The organism is Streptomyces sp. NPDC058469, from assembly GCF_042721125.1.
Lineage (GTDB): Bacteria > Actinomycetota > Actinomycetes > Streptomycetales > Streptomycetaceae > Streptomyces.
On sequence record NZ_JBHXME010000096.1, the window covers coordinates 23,849 to 42,057 of the forward strand.

13 protein-coding genes are annotated in these 18,209 nt (G+C 65.4%); 8 read left to right on the forward strand and 5 right to left on the reverse strand.

Annotated elements, in window-relative coordinates; translation table 11 throughout:
- Nucleotides 1-225: 225 nt before the first annotated feature.
- Nucleotides 226-582 carry a pilin gene (locus ACFWP5_RS32945; RefSeq protein WP_384164869.1) on the reverse strand — a complete coding sequence of 119 codons (357 nt, stop codon included), beginning with the start codon at nucleotides 580-582 and terminating at the stop codon, nucleotides 226-228.
- A 68-nt stretch (nucleotides 583-650) separates the two neighbouring features.
- On the reverse strand, nucleotides 651-1,643 hold the full coding sequence (locus tag ACFWP5_RS32950) for a hypothetical protein (protein ID WP_384164872.1): 993 nt from the start codon (nucleotides 1,641-1,643) through the stop codon (nucleotides 651-653).
- A gap of 1,360 nt (nucleotides 1,644-3,003) precedes the next feature.
- Here ACFWP5_RS32950 and ACFWP5_RS32955 point away from each other — a divergent pair.
- Entirely contained in the window at nucleotides 3,004-3,213 is a 210-nt protein-coding gene (locus ACFWP5_RS32955; RefSeq protein ID WP_384164875.1) for a helix-turn-helix transcriptional regulator, read from the forward strand.
- Nucleotides 3,214-3,247: 34 nt separating this feature from the next.
- The gene (locus ACFWP5_RS32960; RefSeq protein ID WP_384164878.1) at nucleotides 3,248-4,591 is read left to right on the forward strand and encodes a hypothetical protein; all 1,344 of its coding nucleotides are present in this window, start codon (nucleotides 3,248-3,250) and stop codon (nucleotides 4,589-4,591) included.
- Between the two features lie 538 nt (nucleotides 4,592-5,129).
- Here ACFWP5_RS32960 and ACFWP5_RS32965 read toward each other — a convergent pair.
- Complete coding sequence (locus ACFWP5_RS32965) at nucleotides 5,130-5,855, reverse strand: hypothetical protein (RefSeq protein ID WP_384164881.1); 726 nt, start codon at nucleotides 5,853-5,855, stop codon at nucleotides 5,130-5,132.
- A 731-nt stretch (nucleotides 5,856-6,586) separates the two neighbouring features.
- Between ACFWP5_RS32965 and ACFWP5_RS32970 the strand changes: the two genes are divergently transcribed.
- Nucleotides 6,587-7,138: a hypothetical protein gene (locus ACFWP5_RS32970; RefSeq protein ID WP_384164883.1), complete on the forward strand. Its 552-nt coding sequence runs from the start codon at nucleotides 6,587-6,589 to the stop codon at nucleotides 7,136-7,138.
- A 408-nt stretch (nucleotides 7,139-7,546) separates the two neighbouring features.
- Entirely contained in the window at nucleotides 7,547-8,467 is a 921-nt protein-coding gene (locus ACFWP5_RS32975; RefSeq protein ID WP_384164886.1) for a hypothetical protein, read from the forward strand.
- A gap of 159 nt (nucleotides 8,468-8,626) precedes the next feature.
- Here ACFWP5_RS32975 and ACFWP5_RS32980 read toward each other — a convergent pair whose 3' ends face one another.
- Nucleotides 8,627-10,249 (reverse strand): serine/threonine-protein kinase, encoded by a 1,623-nt coding sequence (locus ACFWP5_RS32980; RefSeq protein WP_384164889.1) that lies wholly within the window; start codon nucleotides 10,247-10,249, stop codon nucleotides 8,627-8,629.
- 335 nt (nucleotides 10,250-10,584) lie between these two features.
- Here ACFWP5_RS32980 and ACFWP5_RS32985 point away from each other — a divergent pair, with 335 nt between their 5' ends.
- A complete protein-coding gene (locus tag ACFWP5_RS32985; protein WP_384164892.1) occupies nucleotides 10,585-10,785 on the forward strand; it encodes a hypothetical protein in 201 nt (66 codons plus the stop codon).
- A 7-nt stretch (nucleotides 10,786-10,792) separates the two neighbouring features.
- Here the strand turns inward: ACFWP5_RS32985 and fxsT are convergent, their stop codons facing one another.
- The gene (fxsT, locus tag ACFWP5_RS32990) at nucleotides 10,793-13,378 is read right to left on the reverse strand and encodes an FxSxx-COOH system tetratricopeptide repeat protein (protein WP_384164894.1); all 2,586 of its coding nucleotides are present in this window, start codon (nucleotides 13,376-13,378) and stop codon (nucleotides 10,793-10,795) included.
- A 137-nt stretch (nucleotides 13,379-13,515) separates the two neighbouring features.
- Between fxsT and ACFWP5_RS32995 the strand changes: the two genes are divergently transcribed.
- The 3 genes from ACFWP5_RS32995 to ACFWP5_RS33005 all read left to right on the forward strand — a co-directional run bounded on the left by ACFWP5_RS32995 (nucleotide 13,516) and on the right by ACFWP5_RS33005 (nucleotide 17,523).
- The gene (locus tag ACFWP5_RS32995; protein WP_384164897.1) at nucleotides 13,516-13,683 is read left to right on the forward strand and encodes a hypothetical protein; all 168 of its coding nucleotides are present in this window, start codon (nucleotides 13,516-13,518) and stop codon (nucleotides 13,681-13,683) included.
- Between the two features lie 619 nt (nucleotides 13,684-14,302).
- Nucleotides 14,303-16,183 (forward strand): alpha/beta fold hydrolase, encoded by a 1,881-nt coding sequence (locus ACFWP5_RS33000; RefSeq protein ID WP_384164900.1) that lies wholly within the window; start codon nucleotides 14,303-14,305, stop codon nucleotides 16,181-16,183.
- Nucleotides 16,180-17,523 carry a tetratricopeptide repeat protein gene (locus ACFWP5_RS33005; protein ID WP_384164903.1) on the forward strand — a complete coding sequence of 448 codons (1,344 nt, stop codon included), beginning with the start codon at nucleotides 16,180-16,182 and terminating at the stop codon, nucleotides 17,521-17,523. The genes ACFWP5_RS33000 and ACFWP5_RS33005 overlap by 4 nt, the downstream gene beginning before the upstream one ends.
- The last annotated feature ends 686 nt before the right edge of the window (nucleotides 17,524-18,209 follow it).

The window sequence follows — 18,209 nt, forward strand, 5'->3', positions numbered from 1 at the left end:
TCGGTGCCGGGCCAGGGGTGGGACTCGGGTCGGCGTAGGCGGAGAACACTGACGCGAGCACGGCCAAGGCCACGGTGGCTAGTACCAGGGTCCGGCGCCAGCCGCGTTGCCGACGACGGGGAGGCGTAGCCGATGGGCTCGATATCGCTGGCCGCTCGCTGGTGGTCCGGCCAGGGGAGGCCGGACCACCACCGAACGCCTTGGAGGCGGAGACACGGGCGGTCATCAGGCCCCCACGATCCCTTTTAGGATCTGGACGACCAGAGGGGCCAGCGCGGCCAGCCCGTAGCCCCAACCGGCGCTTTTGAACGAGGTCTTGGCCTTCTCCACCTCACCGGGCTCACTCCCGGCCATGACGTAGCGCACGCCGCCGAGGGTCAGGAACACGGTGGCGAGCCCGGCCAGAATGCCCATGATCCAGTTACGGATGTTGTCCAGGACGGCGTTGACCGACTTCGCCAACGCCAGGACCTGCCCAGGTTCGGCCGCCTGCGCTGGAGATGCGCCCAGGAGACACACCAGCAGCAAGGCCGCTCCGGTGAGCAGTAGCCAGCAGCCCAGAATTCGGGTCAGTCGGCTCACGAAGAAGGCTTGGTGTAGCCGTGCATGGACGCGGGCAGCGGTGCGCCCATGGAGGATGGGGAGGGGTATCAAGCGCATGGGGGCACCTCCGGCGACCTGGTGGAAAGAAGGGCGGGCGTAGGTCCCCCGCATCTCAGAAGGCCGGGATTGGCGCCCGGTTTGGACACCGCCGTCGCGGATTCCCTGTCCGGCTTCGTTCGGCCGCCGTGCCTCTCGTTGATGACGGACGGTGACCACCGTTTCCGGCCGGGTCGTGGAGCGGCGACGGCGTGCTCGTCGGTGATGTAGGAGGCGACCGGGTCGTCGGGGTTGGTTGTCGTGGCCTGCTCGCGCAGGAAGGCGACCAGACGTCGCTCGGCACGCTGCCGGGCTTTATAGGCGGCGTCGTGGCTCATCTCGTGGTGGTCGGCCCAGTCGGTGATGGGCGTCTCGTCCAGTCGGGTGGTGCCGATCAGGTCGGCCTCGGTCCGGGTCAGGACCGCTTGCCGGACCGCGCGGGCCAATACCAGGTCCGGGTGGCCCCACGGCTGCCTCGGCGGCGCCGACCGGAAATCCCTGCCTATGGGAGTAGGGGCGTCCAACGCTTCGGACAGCGCCGCGAACCCGGCCCGGTAGGCCGCCCAGCGCAGTCGGACCAGGACCCCCGGCCGGTCCACGTCGACCGTTGCCAGCGCGCTGAGGAACCCGCCGAGCACCTCGGCGTGCAGGTCGAACACCTCGCCGGGGAACCGGGCCGTCAACCAGCGCGCAACCCCGGCCAACGCCGGCAATGCCATGCCCGCGCATGCCAGCGTCCACGTGGCGCCGTGCTCGCGGGACTGCCGCACCAGGTGCGCCCAGACCGCGTCGCGAGTACCCCGTGGGTAGCTGCGGCGCAGCATCCGATCCCTCAACTCGTCGAGCGGGATGCTCCGGTTGGGCAGCCCCGAAAAGCTCCTGCCATCCAGGGACAGTGGCTGCGGGCCGGTCATCAGCAGCGTGAAGCACTCCCGCGCGGTGTCCAACGGCGATGGCGACTGGTCGACGGAGCGAGCACGGTGCGTTTCATGTCTGACAGCCATGCCGGACGGCTCCTTCACGAGGCGGAAGAAATGACGCCTCAAGGAATCCAGACGGCCTGCAAGAAACCAGCAAGAAAACGACAAGGCATTGCCATGGAGGAATCTTGTTGCTGCTAATAACTACTTAAACAAGGGTTCCGATGTGGAGGTTAAGCAGTCGCATGAACGGGGCTAAGGGCTGGGTCCTGGCAGAGTGCAAGTGGTCTCTGCGTGTTCGCTGACCTGCTTCTTTAGTGCCGTCGCCGTGAGTCTTTAGGTGTCTTGTCCGGCGCGCTACCCCGGCGGTGTGGCGTCATTTATCGAGCTCGCGGACAGTCCGGGAACAGTGTGGAAAAGACGCTGAAGCGGCGCCTTTGTGAATCGCTCTCACGTCTCCTGTCGGAGCTACCGGGGAATCTGGCGGAGAAAGCGAGAGACCCTGATATCACGTGCGAATGGGTTCCGGTGGAGCGGCGCTGAGGGGACGGGCTGACCAACGATTCTCGCGACATGGTGTCCAAAACAGCCTCGAATCCTGGCCTTCTGCGGTGACCGCAGCACCACCACGCAACCACCGTATTTGGAGAGTGGGCATGTCCCCCTCGTTCCGTCCGCAGCTCCCCGCCCGCGACTCCACACCGCTGAAGGGGCATCAGCTGATCCTCGTACCGTCAAACGGCTGCGCTGGCGCGCGTTCACGCCGACCTCGCCATCCCCAATGCCTGAACTCCGTTTGGATGGTCGCCCAGCACCCCTGCCATCGGAACGCCCGTCTGATCGAACCGTGGCTGTTGAAGACGATCGCCCGGACCATTGCCACCTACGCCTGGTCCGGCGACCGCGTGCTGCGCCTCGCCTCTCCCCCTGGCCAAGGAGTACCGACTTCTGGCTCGCGAGCCATTCCAGGCACTCGGACCGGCAACGGACTGCTGCTCGCACCGGGCGAGTCGGTCGGGACCGTCAGCCGACTCGCCCGCATCGTCGATGCGCACACTGCCCACTCCCACGTTGCTGCCCGCGCCGCTGAAGGTATCTCACCGATCGGAGAGCAGTCGGTGCACCGACTCCCACCCGAGTCGGTCCGTCCCGTGCCGACCGACCACCGACCGGTCGGCCGCCACTGTGGGCCGACCGCAGTCGGCCCCGGCCGCTTAGACGAGGTCATCGTTCCCGTCGATCCGCACTACTCGGACTGGGGCGCGAGAGTCTCGTGGAGCGGTCTTCTGAAGCTCTTCCGTGCCCTTGCCTCCGTTACCCACAGTGACCATCAGTGGGACAGGCAGGTCGACCCGAGAGGCCCGACGGCGGCCAACTCGCGAACCCCCAACGGCGTTTGCTCTGTTTCCTCCGATGCGCGCGAGTTGCGACTTGGAGATTTCCGATGACGAAGTCTCCACGAACCGAGCGCTGGCTGACGGCACAGGAGGCGGCCGATCGCCTCCGCGTGAAACGCAAGACGCTCTACAACTGGGCCAGCACCTGGGACGTGGAGCACCGAGGGCCGGAGCCGCACCGAATGGGCGGCAGGGCGCTGCGCTATCGAGAGTCGGATGTCGACCAGTACATCGAAGCTCGGTCGCGCGCCGCCTGAGGCATAACGAGTTCAGATTCCAGGAGGTAGAGGCGTGGCGAAGGAGGAGGTGTACGACCGTTGGCACAAGACCCGTCCGGAGGACGGCGAACCGGAGTGCCCAGAACACCCTGGCCTGGTCGCGAGTACGGACCACGGCTGTGACAAACGATGGCAGGCGCGTTGGCGGGACAAGAACGGCCGCCAGAAGTCCAAGAACTTCCTGAAGAACAAGAAGACGGCTGCCATCGCCTATCAACGCAGTCAGCGGGCCGCGGTTGAGGAAGGTCGTGAGCTCGTTCCACGCAAGGGCGAGAGGCGAACAGCGGCCGTGCCGACGATTGCCGAGTATGTGGAGAAGTTCCTGGCGGGGCACGATGCTCGGGTCGGAACCGTGGAGACGTACGGTTACCGACTTCGCGGACACGTGGTGCCGGCCCTGGGGAACCGGCCGATCACCGAACCTCGACGGCCTGAGTACAAACAGTTCTTCGCGGACCTCAAGGTCGCGGGCATGCACGATCCCCACCGATCGCAGGTGAAGAAGGCGTTGTCGGCGATGTTGACCGCAGCGCTCGATGACCCGGTCTTTGGGCACCTGATGCCAGGCAATCAGGTGCTCGGGATCAAGCTCCCTCAGGGTCGCAGGCAGAAGGCTCGCCTGGCGTGGGTGCACGTCGTCGCCCTGGCCGAGGAGATCACCCCTGATTTCGAAATGCTGATCTGGTACGGAGCGCTCCAAGGCCTGCGGAGCATGGAGGCGGCCGGAGTTCGGACGACCGACATGAAGTGTCGGCTGAGGAAAATGGAGGTCGAGGAACAACGGCGAGATGGCAAGGCCGCACCGCTGAAGACCGAGCACAGCTACGCCGTACTGCCCATCGGCTCGTTCTTGGTGGACAAGTACCTCTCGCGCATGGCTCTGCGGACGGCACCGCCCTCCGCAGATGTGGTGCGTCACCGCAAGAAGCGGGGATGGCGCCCTCGCCCCGAGGAGTACGACGGCCTTGTGACCGTGGGCCGCTACGGGACGCCAGTCCGCGAGACCGCGCTGTGCCGCGCTTTCAGCCTGGCCAAGGAGGCAGCGCGTGCCAGGGGAGTCATGGTCCCCCAGTCAGCCACGTTCCGGGATCTGCGCGACTTCATGGACGCCGTCTTGATTGCCTCTGGTGTTCCACCGCGGAGCGTTCAGGCCCGTATGCGCCACGGCACACTCGCGGAAACGCTGGACACGTACGGCTTCGCCTTGGAAGTGGACTGGGAGAACGCGCCGGCTTCCTTCGAGGAGCTGTACGGCTTCCCAGCTCCGCCCGGGCTGCCGGAAACAGCCCTCGTGCCCCGGGCCGAAAGGCTACGGGACAGCTCAGTGCCGGAATCCGTCGAGAACTCAGGGAGGTAGCAGACCATGATCGCCAAGCCGAAGTCCGATGGCCGCGCTGCCATGAGGCCTGTTCCGGGCGGTGTGCACGCGATGTGCACGGCGTCTCGTCGGACGGAACGCCAGTGCAGGTCAGAGGCTGTTTTCGGCAGTCCCGGAACTGTCCCCGGCGTACAGCCCGACTCGTCTGCCGCTCTTTATTTCCGCAGGTCAGAGAGCATGTTTATCCGTTGAACAAACCGGCCGGGTCGAATCCGGGTCGAATCCGGGCCGTGCGTCTGGGCGACAGCGCGGAGAAATACGGCTCGTATCGTGCATCCTGTCCCGTAGATAAGGGGTGGACAGGGCATATCGGTCCCTTGTTGGGTGCCGGGTGCTGCCCGAAGTCAGCGGTCAGCGAGCTCGGACGCTTTGGGCGTCTTCGAAAGTATCGTTCGGCGTGTCTCCCCGCTGGCGGGGCTGGGCGCAAGTCATTCCGTCCGCTGTGACTCGCTGGCAGAACCGCCCTCTCGGGGTGCTTCCCTCACACGTTGTGCTGCGTCGAGATTCACGTCAATCGTCAGGTTCTCGCGGCGAGTGCCTGGATGGAGGTGGTGTCGAACCGGTATCGAGGTGGCCAGTCGAGTAGGGGATTGGCCGGCGGCCAAATCGGCACGACAGAACCGTGAAAGTCCTCTAGGGGAGCGAGGTCTCCCTCGTAGAAGGGGATGAGTACCTGGAACGCGACCTTGACCACCGAAAAGGTGACGCAGAGGCCGAGGAAGTCGTCACTTGAATCGTTCCCCGGCATGTAGATCGGGCGCGACACCACAGTCAGCGGGTTCATGTCGTGGTACGCGGCGATCCAGACCTGCATCCCGTGGTGCGGTTGGCGGAAGATCTCCAGGCCCTGCCCGGCGCCGTGAGGAACGATGTTGTTGCCTATCGCATCGAAGAGGATGGCCATCTTGGCGGCCCACAGGGCGAGTCGGCTTTGGGCGTGCTCGTCTAGCGATCTCACGTGGAAGAACATCGGTACGAGGATGTCCTTGACGTCGTTCTCCAGCGTTGACATCCATGTGTTGTTGCAGTGCTGGCAGACAGGCGTTGTCGGCCAGTTGATACGGCGCCGATTAGGGTCAGAGCTCCGCACGCCGTGGCGCTTCATCTCGCGCACGAGCCACTTGGGGTAGACGTCCTCGTCGGTGGGCTGGGCGTGTGAGTCCTGGCAGAAGGGGCAACGGCCCGGTGGAGGGGCCATCCAGTTCGTGTGGGCCTGGCCTTCGAGATTCGATTCGGCGTCCATCGTGGTCAGGCTGTCGGCCAGTTGGGCTCTGCCTGTGCGGAGGAGTTGGACAGCTGCTCCGAGGCAGGCTCGGTGAACTGCCCCCAACATGTAGAGCGGTTCGTTGTTCGGTGGTGGAAGGGGATCCGAGAACGCGCGTCCTACGTCGACGCGTGTTCCGATCAACCAGCTCCCAGAGCGCGTGCCGCCGATCTCCACCCATGAGTCGCGGGCGCGCTTGACGAGCTCGCCGCAACCAGCGAGGCAGTCCAGTCTGCGCCAGTCCCAACTCCATGAACTCCATGCAGTCGCCATGGCTAAGCGTGACAGCGGCTGAACTGATCTGTCTCGGAAAATTTCCGCCAGGCACCGTTGCCCGCCGCCGAATCCGAAAGGCGGTAGAGCTTCAATGCCGGTCAGCAGCGGTGTGGGGCAGCTGACACCTGTCGGCAGTCGAGCGTGGTGCCAAGGCCGCATAGCCGGGGCCGAGGTAAGAGGCAGAGATGGGTCATGCCCAGGAATGCTCGGACGTGACCCGCTGGCGCTTGGTAGTGATCGGCCCTTGACGCCGTTCAGTGGGTGAAGAGGTTGCCCAAGCCCTAAGTCGGCCGGACCATGGAGTCACGGACTACCGTCCCCTCCTCGCTCAGCACACTGTCCAACTCACCCACGACGTGCCGCGGTGGGAGGATGCCGTACAGATCACCGGGCTAGATCCGTACGTGTGCAAGGCCTCGTACGTCTGCGGTGTCATGCGCGAGTTCATGCAGGCCTCTGGGCTCAACTTCGAGCACAACTACCACCTCGGGTCGCTCTTCCTTGCCATCGATGCCACCGAACTGCTTGGCCGGGTCGTCAGCGGCAAGCGCGGAACAGGCGGCAACACCGAAGTCCTGCGGACGGGTGTGAGGTACCTGGAGGGTCATGCTGATCCGCAAGCCAGGCCTTTGCCGCACTCCCCAGCGCAGTACGCGAAGCTGAGGAACTTTGCCGGGCATGGCGCAGCACAGCTCGCGCGTAGCGTGGCCTTCACCCCTGATTCGACTCAACTGCTGCTCCGGCACTTGGCCCACGCGTTGAACACGATGTGGAAGGACCCATCTCTGCCGGCCAACCTGGCCGCGGCTGAGATCCATCCGCTGTTCACCGCGGTCAAGGGAAGCCGACACCCGGTGTACGTGAGCGACATGCAAGAGCACCTGAAGACATCTCAGCCCGCCGACGGTCTTGACCACGACTCCTGGCGATACGACGACGTCACGATCTTGGACAACTCAACCCCATCCGCGAGTGGAACCGCTTGACCACGATGAACACGCCCCCAGCAAGACCACCGCTTACGCCGATCTACCCGTACAACACACCGGGCCAGGCCATCCTCCTGCATAACGGCCCGATTGCTGGACTCGGCACAGCTGATGTCCCTGGCCGCGTTGAGCTGACCTGCTCGAACGGGTTCAACCTTGAGTGGGAGGTTGGCGGTGGCGCGACGCCGGGCTTCGCCAACCGAGACCAGATTCCCCTGACGCTTCGCCGTCCCATGGGCGACATGACCCTGCCTGGGTTCCCCCGGAACGTCGATGGCGGTTGGTCGAACGGAGCTGTCTTCGGGAACTCCGATACTCCCTTGAGCCGAATCCTCGTTCATTGGTTCAACCTGCCCAACTGGCATGGACCGTTGGGACTCGTAGAGGAGACTCCGCGCGGCAAGCATGAATGGTCGGGCCGATGGTTGCTCGAAGCCCAATGGATGGAAGATCACGCTCGACGTTCGTCCTGACCACCGGCAGATCTGGCAGGAACTCCACAAGACCGACGTGTACGTGATGACGCACGTGATGGAGGTGCGTCGCGCCGATGGTTCCGTCTTTACGGCCGACGAAGCCGACCCGTTGCTGACGGCGCTACACGTCGGGATCTCGTTTGCCCTTGGTCGCTGGGCTGCCCCGATGCTGCCAGTGGGAGAAGGTGGCGATGGTCGAGTGGTCTGGGAGCACTGGCGAGCCGTTCACTGTGGCCCCGCACGCTCGAACAGCGATGGCTGGTGGTACGACCAAGATCACGAATCGCTCGGCGACTTCCTGCGTCTGGCGATCGCCGCCTCCCTCGACCCGGACAAGCTCACGCCCCTGCGATTCCAGATGATGTACGCGATCTCAGCCTTGAAGAGCCGAGACTTCGTCGAGCCCCGAATCATCATGGGGACAGCCGGCTTGGAGCACATCATGTGGCAGAACCTCGTCTTGAGCGGTGCCCTGACCGAGCGGGAGTACAAGCGGCGGCCAGCTCACGACCTGTTGCGCACAGTGCTGCGTGACGCCCAGATTCTGGTAGTCATCAACCCTGGCCTGTTGACGGCAGCCGCGCAGTACGCCGCCGACGTGAAGGCAAAGGAGAACAAGGACATCGACGGGGCCGACGTCGTCACGTGGGTCAGGAACCGGCTGGTACACCCGCAAGAATCGCAGGAGCGGGTCTATGGACGAGACGGGCTGACGCGAGATGCCTGGCTTCTCGCTCGCCACTACCTCGTGTTGCTGATCCTCAACTCGCTTGGATACACCGGAACTTACCGGGACCTCACCTGTATCGGGGGCTGGGTAAGCGACGTTACCAAGGTGCCTTGGAGCTGAACACGGTGGCGCGACCATGCGCCAGGATCGCACGGATGCCCGCCAAGGGCCGTACTGCGGACGTCGACCGTAAGCAGCTGACGATGCCTAACGAAGAGAGGCTTCCGGACCACCAGGTCAAGCCCACCACTTTTGTTAGGAGTCGTAAGGGAGTTGGGGTTATACACGGCAGCTGTCGATGTGGGTGACCTCGCGGTAGTCCACGATGGTGGGGCTGGCCATGGACTCTCGGTATACGAGGACGGCACGCCCGTAGGGCCAGGCAGCGTCGTTGCCGAAGTTCTGCTGGGCTTCGGAGCAGCTGCCGAACATCAGGCCGCGGACGATGTCAGTGAATCCGGTGTCGTCACGGTAGTCCTGTCCTTCCGGGTAGATACCGGGGCCGAAGGTGACGAACATGGTCTGGGCCGCGGGATTGAAGGTCACGGTCACGGTGTCACCCATGTACTGCTGTCCCTGAAGGACTGGCGCCGCGTCCGTGATCAGGTGCTCTGCGGCAGTCTTCTCGGCCGACGTGGCCGGCAGCCGGGCTGCGGCCCATTCGTCCACGTTGGGCTGGGCGTTGTCGCTGCGGGTGTAGGCAGGAGAGGGGACACTAGCGGGCTGCTGAGGCGTTTGCGACGTCGCTGGCGCCGAGGCAGAGGTCGCAGCAGGGCTGGTTGTCGGAGGAGTGGACCGCTGCGACGTGGCGGTGGCAGTGGCGGCGCTCGTCTCGCTGCTCGGTGCGGGGGCTTGGCCGCGGGCGCTGTTCGATGACTGGGAGGCAGCCGCGAGGGCACCGCCGAGACTGCCGAGGACGGCGGCGGCTACGGCGACCGCCAGATACAAACGTGTACGGCTGTTGCGCCCGGGCGGGGTGGGCCAGGCGGGTTCGACTTCAGGTGTCAGGTCCCAGTGCGCGCTGACGAGGTCGGATATGAGTGTGGGCTGCTGGTCGCCGGACGTGAGGACGGCGGTTGTTTGGGCTGCCAGCAACTCGGTGCACTCACCCGCAAGTTCAGCGGCGCTCGGCCGCTCGGACGGCTCCTTGGACAACGCCTGCTCCACCAGGCGCCGCAGTCTGGCCGGCACGTCGTCCAGATCTGGCTCGGCTTGCATGACGCGGAAGGCCACCGCATCGGCGGCGCCGCCGCCGAAGGGGAGTTGGCCAGTGGCGGCGTAGGCGATGAGGGCTCCCCAGGCGAACACATCGCCTGGGGAGCCGACGGCTCCGGTGCGGTAGTGCTCGGGACTGATCCAGCCGGGCGTGCCGGTCATCATCCCGGTACGGGTGACCGAAGTGCCATCCAGGGCATGGGCAATGCCGAAGTCCAGGACCTGCGGGCCGGACGGGGCCAGGATGACGTTCTGCGGCTTCACGTCCCGGTGGACGACACCCTGGGCGTGCACGGCGGCGAGCGCGGCTGCGGTGCCGGCAGCCAGCGCATACAGACGCCCTCCGGACAAGGGGCCGTTGGCCGTCACGTGCCTGTCGAGGGTGAGGCCAGGTATGTAGGGCGTGACGAGCCACGGCGTCGCGGCCTGGGTGTCGGCGTCGCTGACCGGAACCAGGCACGGCCCGGTGACGCGCTGGGAGAGCTGGACTTCCCGCCGGAAACGAGCACGGAACTCATCGTCTGCGGCCTGTGCCGGATGCACGACCTTGACGGCGACACGCTCGCCAGTGGCCGTGAGAGCGGCGTACACCGTGCCCATGCCGCCGGATCCAAGCCGTCCCACGACGCGGTAGGGCCCCACCCGGCGCGGATCGCCGGGCTGGACCGGCTCAATGCGGTTGGACACGACGGCTCCCCCAGGCGGCTCACGGCGCGCATCGGCCGCAACGATGGGCGATCGTATCGACGTGATGTTCACCGAGCGGCTCAAGTGCCATATCCCGTCCCCAGTCGTGTGCCCGCCCGGCCGTGACGAAGAGCGCAGTGTTCGGTCACAGGCGCGCGGCGAACGAGATGACCGCGCTGCACTCAACATTCGTTGGGCCGCTGCAGGATCGAGTGGAATGCCTGGCCGAAAGCGGTCACCGTCAGACCTTCTGCAGTCTTCGGCGGGTGGGCACAGGTGTCCCAGGTTTCGGTGAACCGGGCGTGACGCGAGAGGGATTGGACTGTCTTCGGATCATGCTGGCCTGGGCCGCCGAGTGTGGAGGTGTAGAAGCTCTTGAGATCGTGGAAACGGGCGCCTTCAGCGAGACCAGCCCCGGCCAGGGCCACGCTCTGACCGATCTGCTCGGCGTCGACATGTATCCGAGTGACGCTGCCGTCCTGGCGCTCGAACTGAGCAAGATCGACGACCTGGGCGTGGACGACCTCGCTCTCTAGGACCGGCTCAGGGTGGCGAGGCCTGCGTGGAGTCGTGGCTCCACACGGTGAGCGTGTCGGGATGGTCGGGGCCGAGCACCCGCAATATGTCGGTCAGCAGGGTTCCGGCGGTGGTCTGGTCGCCCGGGTAGTCGGTCCAGTAGGCGATCTGATGGCGGTTGGTGCGGGTGTGCGGGTGGTCGGGGCCGAGCACTCGCAGTCGGTCGGTCAGGAGTGCCTCGAACGCCGTGACCGCACCGTCCGGGTCACCTGCCATCGCTGTCCAATAGGCGAGGCTGCCTCGGGTGATCATTGTGTGGGGGTGGTCGGGGCCTAGCACTCGAAGGCGGTCGGCGTAGACCTCCTGCAGGGCGGCCAGTGCACGGCGGGGATCCCCGGCTGCGCCCTGCCACCAGGCGAGGTTGTTCCGGGTGGTCAGGGTGCGTGGGTGGTCGGGGCCCAGCACCCGTACGAGGTCGGGGAGGAGGGCCCTGAACGCGTCGACGGCGCCGCTGGGGTCACCGGCGAGCCCTTGCCACCAGGCCAGGTCGTTCCTGGTGATCATCGAATGCGGGTGGTCGGGCCCCAGTACCCGCTGCCGGTCACCGAGCAACGTTCGCAGCGCCGCAGCCGCACCAGCCGGGTCACCCGCCTTTCCTCGCCACCAGGCCAGGTCGTTGCGGGTGGTGAGTGTGTCGGGGTGATCGGGGCCTAGCAGCCGCACCATGTCGGGCAGCAGGGCGTCGAACGCGGTCGCCGCCCCAGCGGGATCACCGGATTCGCCCTGCCAGTAGGCCAGGTTGTGCCGGGTGGTGAGGGTGTCGAGGTGGTCGGGCCCCAGCACCCGCAGCCGGTCCGTCAGCAGGGCTTCGGTGGCGGCGAAAGCGCCGGAGGCGTCCCCGGCCTCGCCTCGCCAGCGTGCGTGGCCGGCGCGGACGGCGAGGGTGTGGGTGTGCTCGGCGCCCAGCTGCTGCGCTGCCGTGGAGCCCAGGTCGTCGTAGTAGGCGGCGGCCGCCGAGACCAGACCAGACTCGCCCAGACTGTTGCCCGCGGTGAACAGGACGCGGTGGGCGCCTGTTTTGGTGTTCCACAGGGCTGGGCCTGCAGCGGCGTGCAGGGCCGCTGTGTTGGCCCGCAGTACCTGCCCGCGGGAAGAGTCGCATTCGATGTCCGGCCAGATCGACACTAGGGCGTCGGCCACGGTCGTCGCCAGCGCGTTGGCGTGTTCCGGGTGCGTAGACTCGCGGACCGCACGCTGGATCAGGGCGTGCACTCGGATGGTCGGGTCGACTGGATTGAGCGTGAGCAGGCTGAGACGGTGCAGGCTGTGCAGGACGTCGTGCACATCGTCGGCTTCGACGGGCTCCTGGGAATTGCGGCGGCCGCGGAGGTAAGCGGTGACCACGCTCGCAGTAACCAGCTCGGCGGGGATCGCGTTGGGGTCGAGCAGCGCTGCCAGCTCCAGGACAGGGCGGCCTAACCCTCGCGGGGTCAAGGTGTCGGCGTGGTCGATGGACAGGGACCACGTGGCCGCGACGGTGGCTCGGTGCTCATCCGGCAGAGCTTCGGGCTCGGGGGTGAGGTCCGCCAGGCGCCTGCGGGCGTCGTTCAGGCGGCGCCGGTACTCGGCGCAGGACAGGCCCCGATCGAGGATGTAGGCACCTGCCTGGGCCAATGCCAGCGGGAGGTGTCCGAGATCCTCGGCGAGCCGGTCGTCATCGGTGAGCAGATCGCCGTCGCCGCCCAGCCGGGCACTCAGGTAGGACGTTGACTGTCCGGGCGTGAATAGGCCGACCTCCACGAGGTATCGCCCGCTCGACAAGGCAGCATCACGGCGGCGGGTGGTGACCACCGCCCGGCCGGAGGGCACAGTGGGAGGCCAGAGCCCGTTGAGGTCCGCAGGGTTCTGCAGGTCGTCCAGCACGATCAGCCACCGCCGGCGATGCGGTTCGGACAGCCAGGCCAGGAAGCGCGCCGCGCCCTGCTCAGGGTCGTCATCCTGCAGTCCAGTGATGTCGGCAGCGGCCTGCGCGTAGGCGATGACCACGGCATCGCGGGACGCAGCGGTCACCCACATCAGCAGGTCGACTTGACCCGCCCGCCACGTGCGGTGAGCGAGGGCTGCGGCGAGCTGCGTCTTGCCGACGCCACCCATTCCCGACAACACCTGCCACACCACGGCGGTGCCGCTGCCGGTAGCCATGAACGCATCGAGGTCGTGGTCGGCAGGGCGCTCCTGGCGGCAGTCGGCCAGCAAAGGCAGTACTCCCACCTGGTGTGGCCACTGCGGCAAGCCGGTGATGTCAACCCAGCGCGGTGTGGCCGAAGTACGGCGTGTACCCCCTGAGGGGTGGCTGTCGGCGTAGCGGTCGCGCCAAGTGCCGAGGTGGACTTCCTGAGGGTCGAGGGTGATGGGGGGACGGCGGGTCCGGGCATGCCGGGCGCAGGCCCGGACGAACACCTCCACCGTTTCGAGTCGTGTGGATCTGCCGTTCAGCAGGTTGCCGAAGGTGGCCTTCGATGTCGCTGCTCCTTCGGCCTGAGCATGCCGGGCAAGGGTCTCCAGCGATGGGGACCCGACCAGAGCGCGCAGCCGCTTCAGGTCGTCGAGCATCCGTCTCCCCCCAGGAGGCGGTCGCCCGATTGGAAGACGTCATTGAGCGTCCAGCGTCCAGATTTCCAGGTTAGTCGAAGGTGACCGCTCCGACACTCACCGTAAAGGCATCGGTTCCCTGAGCGAAGGAGCTCGCGATGTCGTTCACGACGATCACGTCCTGGGCAGAGTCAATCTGGATGGCGCTTCCGCAGGTCACGACGCTACTGGACTTCGTGACCGCGGCCGCCGGCTTTTACGTGTCGTGCTCGCTGGCGCACCGGCGGTTGCGGCGGCGGCCACGCCGCGACCGGCGAAGCCACTGATGCGGGTGAGGACCGGCAGCAGCACGGGCCCGGAGGCGTGCCACAGGCTGGGCCTGTCGCTAGCCTGTGGCACCGTCGGGCTCGGATGGGGCCCCGGCAGTCAATGCGGCGTCTTTTCCCCGGGCCGCTCGCAGCCTCGGGATGCGCCTTGCCCGTCTGCCACGGTTCCCTCAGCATCGGTCCTAATCGACCTGCGTCTGGAACGTCCGACTTCCGATCCAGGCAAAGGCTCTGGGGTATGGCCCCGCAGTCCGTGCTCATTCTTTCCCGGACATCAGTGCCACCTCCGTGTCCTGGCCCCTCGAAGCACCGGCCCGACTCGGTGGCGCCAGACCTGGGGGTGTGCTGATCGCCGTTCAACGGAGCACACTCAAAGGCTGCCCGTCACGCCGACCACCGCACCCAGATGATCTCCGTCTACGAAAATCTTGCCAGAGCCGGAGAAATCCGTACGCCGAAAGACGCCTTCCACCACGGCTCCGGCGGAGCACCTTCAGCGCTGCCACGAGCTCTCCAGAGAGTTCGTCAGTGGCCAGGAGCGCAGATCTGACGCAACGAATGACGCAACGCCGCTACGGAAGGTACCTTCAAAAAACCGCAAGGCGTGAAGTGGGGGGCCATGGCGCTAGACGATCCTGTTGCTGTCGTGATGGTTCACGGCTTTCTGTCACAGTCGAAGACATGGGACCCCTTCGCAGAGTTGATCTCCGCAGATCAGAACCTGGATTTCGCACATGTGCTGCGCTTTGCCTACTCTTCGCCGCTGCTTCGTCCCCACCCCCTGCGCCGGATACCCACCTACAAGGACGTAGCCCTCAGCCTTGACGGATATCTCAGCGACAGAGCGGGAGACTTCAAGAGCGTCGTGCTGGTGTCACACAGCCAGGGCGGCTTGATCATCCAGCGGTACCTGCAGTGGATGCTCGACGAACAACGCGGGCACGAGCTGCAGCGCATTCGTCAGGTTGTTCTCTTCGCCTGTCCTAACACCGGCGCGGAGATCGCTCTGTCACTAAGACGGTCCTGGCTCCGGCGGAATCCGCAACAGGTCTCGCTGCAGCCGTTCAACGAGGATGTATCAGCCGCGCACCGAACGGTCATCAACCGCATCGTGCACGCCCGCGAGGTCTCCAGCGGATCCTGCCCTATCCCGGTCATGGCGTATACGGGAGAGATCGACAACGTCGTGCCTCCGGCGGCAGCGCGCAGCTCCTTTCCCGACGTCAGTGTCCTGCCTGGCGACCACTTCTCCATTATCCAGCCGGACAGTCCTCAGCATCGTTCCTACTTGGCGCTGAGGGGAAAACTGATCGCCGTGCGCGCCGCGCGGCCAACGGATCGAAATAACACAGGATCTGACACACCGCGCGCCAGCGGTATCACCAGCGCACGCCGCCAGGTGGCTGCAGAAGCCGCGACTCCTGGGGCCCTGACCGGCTGGAGAAGCTACACCAACATGATGCCGGAGCAACTGATCAACGTTGAAGACGTGATCGGTGAGATCGCCTCCTCCATGACCAGCACGGCCGCCCCCTCAGCCCTCGCTGTTACCGGCCCGGGAGGCCTGGGCAAGACAGCCGTCACCTACGCCGCCGTCGAGCAAGCGATCGCCTCCGGAGCGTTCACGGCCGTGATCTGGGCCTCGGCACGGAACACCGATTTTTCGCAGATCGACGCCACAACCAATGCCATCAGCTCCATCTATTGGCACAACGTTCTTGAGACGATCGCGGCTCAACTGGGTCTGGAACTCCTCGACAAGATGATCGTCGAAGAGGAGCTCCGCACGCACATCAGCTGCCTGCCTCCGCATCACCGCCTTCTCCTGATCGTCGACAACCTGGAACTCGTCCATGCCGCTGACCGGGTTATCGAACGGCTGCGCGCCCTCGGACTGAGCCGACCGCACAAGATTGTTGCGACCAGCCGATGGGAAGCCACCTCCAGCCGGTCCGACCTTGACGTGCGAAACACCCGTGTCAAACCTCTGAACGAGGCCACCACCTACGACCTGGTCCGGCTCGTGGCCGGCAACACATCCTCCGACCTTGCGCACGCTCGCAACGAGGAGCTGCGCCCTATCTTCGACATCACGCAGGGCAATCCCTTCCTCGTCAAGCTGATCTCTAGACGCTACGGAGAGACGGCACGTTCCTTGCCGCGCATCATCGATGAACTCACCGACGCCGCACGCCGGACGGGCAACGACGTGCGGCACTGGCTCTACGACCAGTCACTCGACGAACTCGCGTTGCGCACATCACCAGAAGAAGCCTCCAACCTCATGCTCGCCTTCTGCACCCGCGGGCGAGGGGGTTCGCTGACCTACGACGTGCTGCGTGAGGAGAACCCCGGCCTCGACGAGGAGCAGTTCGACCACGTTCTGGAACATGCCCACCGCCTTGGCTTGGTCCAGCCCTCGGCCAAGCACACGCGCTACGCCATTCACAGCCTGTTGTACGAGTACATCGTGCCCAAGCAGGAGGGTGTGGCTTCATGAGCGACGACACCCCAGCGGCCGGGCGCTGGGCGGAGCGAATCGCAGATGCCGGACGCCGCCAGTGGGCCGACCGGATCCACCAGGCGATGGCTTCCCCCGAGCGCTTTCGGCAACGCTCCGAACTCATGGAACTGGTCAACCTGGTCAGACTCGCGCTCGTCGTGCAGCGACGATGCCAGACGCAGGATCTGACAACTTTGCTTGATCTCTCCTTCGAAGCACTGTTGACGATTGGGGCAGCCGGCCTGCAGCAGGACGATGCTGAAGACGAAACCGAGGGATTTCGAGGACACAACGACTTCCTGCGAGAAGCCCTGCAGCTCATCGACATCCTGGAACAACGCGGGGCAAGCGTCTCCCCGCAGTACCTTGCCGCCGCCCGTTTCCAGGCTGGCGTGCTCAACGGTTCAGCCGATCGTCGGCACTACATCGAACGTGCCGTAGACACTGCGCAACAACCCCAAGAGCAAGTCACCGCCCTGCTGACGTTGGCCCGCTTCCACGTCGACATCGGTCAATACGCGCAGGCGCGCAAGGTTCTGCAGATATGCGGGCCTCTCATCAATCAGGAGCTGCAGATATTCCGCACTGACTTCGAGAGGAGCCTGGGCCTCACTTACTACTACAGCCATCCCCGTATGGCCCGCCAGCACTTCGAGAACGCTGTCGCGAGCGCGCGGGACTTTCCCAACGACCCGCACGTTCAGCAGGCCATGGCCGCGGCTCACCACTACCTAGGCCGACTGGCAGCAGACAGCGGCGACCACTACCGGGCCATCGAGCTCTTCGCTGAAGCCGACAGCCAACACGACGGCTACATCGCCAGCCACGGCTTTTACCACCAGCGCGTGGCGGAGATCCTCGTCGATCATGGAACCCTCGAAGACACCGCATACCATCTAGATCAGGCCGAGCAGGCTTTCGACAGAGTCGATCACGACAGCAACGGCAGGACCCTTCTGGCTGGCACGCGAGCACGCTTCCACCGGCGTCAAGGGAACGTCCAGACTGCAGAAGAAATCCTGGAGAGATTCGTTGCAAAGTCCCGCGCCACCCGCGAGCCGCGGATCGAGCTGGTGCTTTTGGCGGAACTACTGCGACTGAGGATCTATCAGCGCGCGTGGCCCCATGTTCCGCAGATTCTCCTACGCAGTGCACATCTGTACCTTCGCCATGAGTCCGGCGCCAGCCCCAAAACAGCCCTGCAATTCGTCACGGTTTTCCGCAAAGGCTGGCGGATGCTGCGGCCACGGCCGTCTTCGGACGGGCAGGTCCTGCTGCCGTGTCCGTGCGGAGTTGAGAACCATATCGACCCGAACCGTGTCACAGAACCGCGCTGAAGTGCGGGCCAAGCTTGCTCTAGGCAAGGCGAGCGGCTCCTGACCAACGCCGGTGAGGTCGACGCCGCCCGGGCTTCAGCCCGTCGTACGGCCGGGCGTTGATCGTATTTATATGACGGCCGTCACCGCAGCGATATGCGAGTGGGCTGAGGCCCGCCAGCGGCCGCGCACGGCTCGGAGCCTTCTGTTACGGCTGCGCGTGTGGGTCGGTGTGTCCGTTTGTGGCTGCGCGTGATGGAGGGTCTGCTGCAGGTTTGGGTGACAGGTTGACCTGGCCCACGGTTTGGGTTCCAGTTCTGCTGGCTAACTGACGGCCTTCACGAAGGTGCGTATCGCTGCCCTGGCGGAGCCACCTACAGTGTTGCAGCGGTTATTGAAATCGTTGGCCAGAATATTCACCGTCCGTCGCTCTCGCTCTCGGGCGTGATCGACAGAGGACGGGCGCTAACGGTGGTCTAAGCCTCTCGGCGCCTCAGCCGAGGGGGCGGTCGTTCAGGACATGCTCCGGATGTGCGACGCACTGCCTGTGCGACATCCCGTGAGTTCTCCTGAGCCCGCTGAGTCCCCAACCTCGTGGCCAGGGGGTTCGTTCCCCCCCCATTACCGTCTTCGTAGCCCCGCAACGGGGTTACCGGCCTTCGGAGTTGGCATGACTACCTCCCCTTGTCGAGTGCATGGCCCGGGGG

Coding starts and splice junctions, on each gene's coding strand:
- ACFWP5_RS32995 (WP_384164897.1), top strand. CDS start 13,516: ATGTCGTTCACGACGATCACGTCCTGGGCAGAGTCAATCTGGATGGCG.
- ACFWP5_RS32970 (WP_384164883.1), top strand. CDS start 6,587: ATGCGCGAGTTCATGCAGGCCTCTGGGCTCAACTTCGAGCACAACTAC.
- ACFWP5_RS32955 (WP_384164875.1), top strand. CDS start 3,004: ATGACGAAGTCTCCACGAACCGAGCGCTGGCTGACGGCACAGGAGGCG.
- ACFWP5_RS33005 (WP_384164903.1), top strand. CDS start 16,180: ATGAGCGACGACACCCCAGCGGCCGGGCGCTGGGCGGAGCGAATCGCA.
- ACFWP5_RS32965 (WP_384164881.1), bottom strand. CDS start 5,855: ATGGACGCCGAATCGAATCTCGAAGGCCAGGCCCACACGAACTGGATG.
- fxsT (WP_384164894.1), bottom strand. CDS start 13,378: ATGCTCGACGACCTGAAGCGGCTGCGCGCTCTGGTCGGGTCCCCATCG.
- ACFWP5_RS32985 (WP_384164892.1), top strand. CDS start 10,585: ATGCTGGCCTGGGCCGCCGAGTGTGGAGGTGTAGAAGCTCTTGAGATC.
- ACFWP5_RS32975 (WP_384164886.1), top strand. CDS start 7,547: ATGAATGGTCGGGCCGATGGTTGCTCGAAGCCCAATGGATGGAAGATC.
- ACFWP5_RS33000 (WP_384164900.1), top strand. CDS start 14,303: ATGGCGCTAGACGATCCTGTTGCTGTCGTGATGGTTCACGGCTTTCTG.
- ACFWP5_RS32950 (WP_384164872.1), bottom strand. CDS start 1,643: ATGGCTGTCAGACATGAAACGCACCGTGCTCGCTCCGTCGACCAGTCG.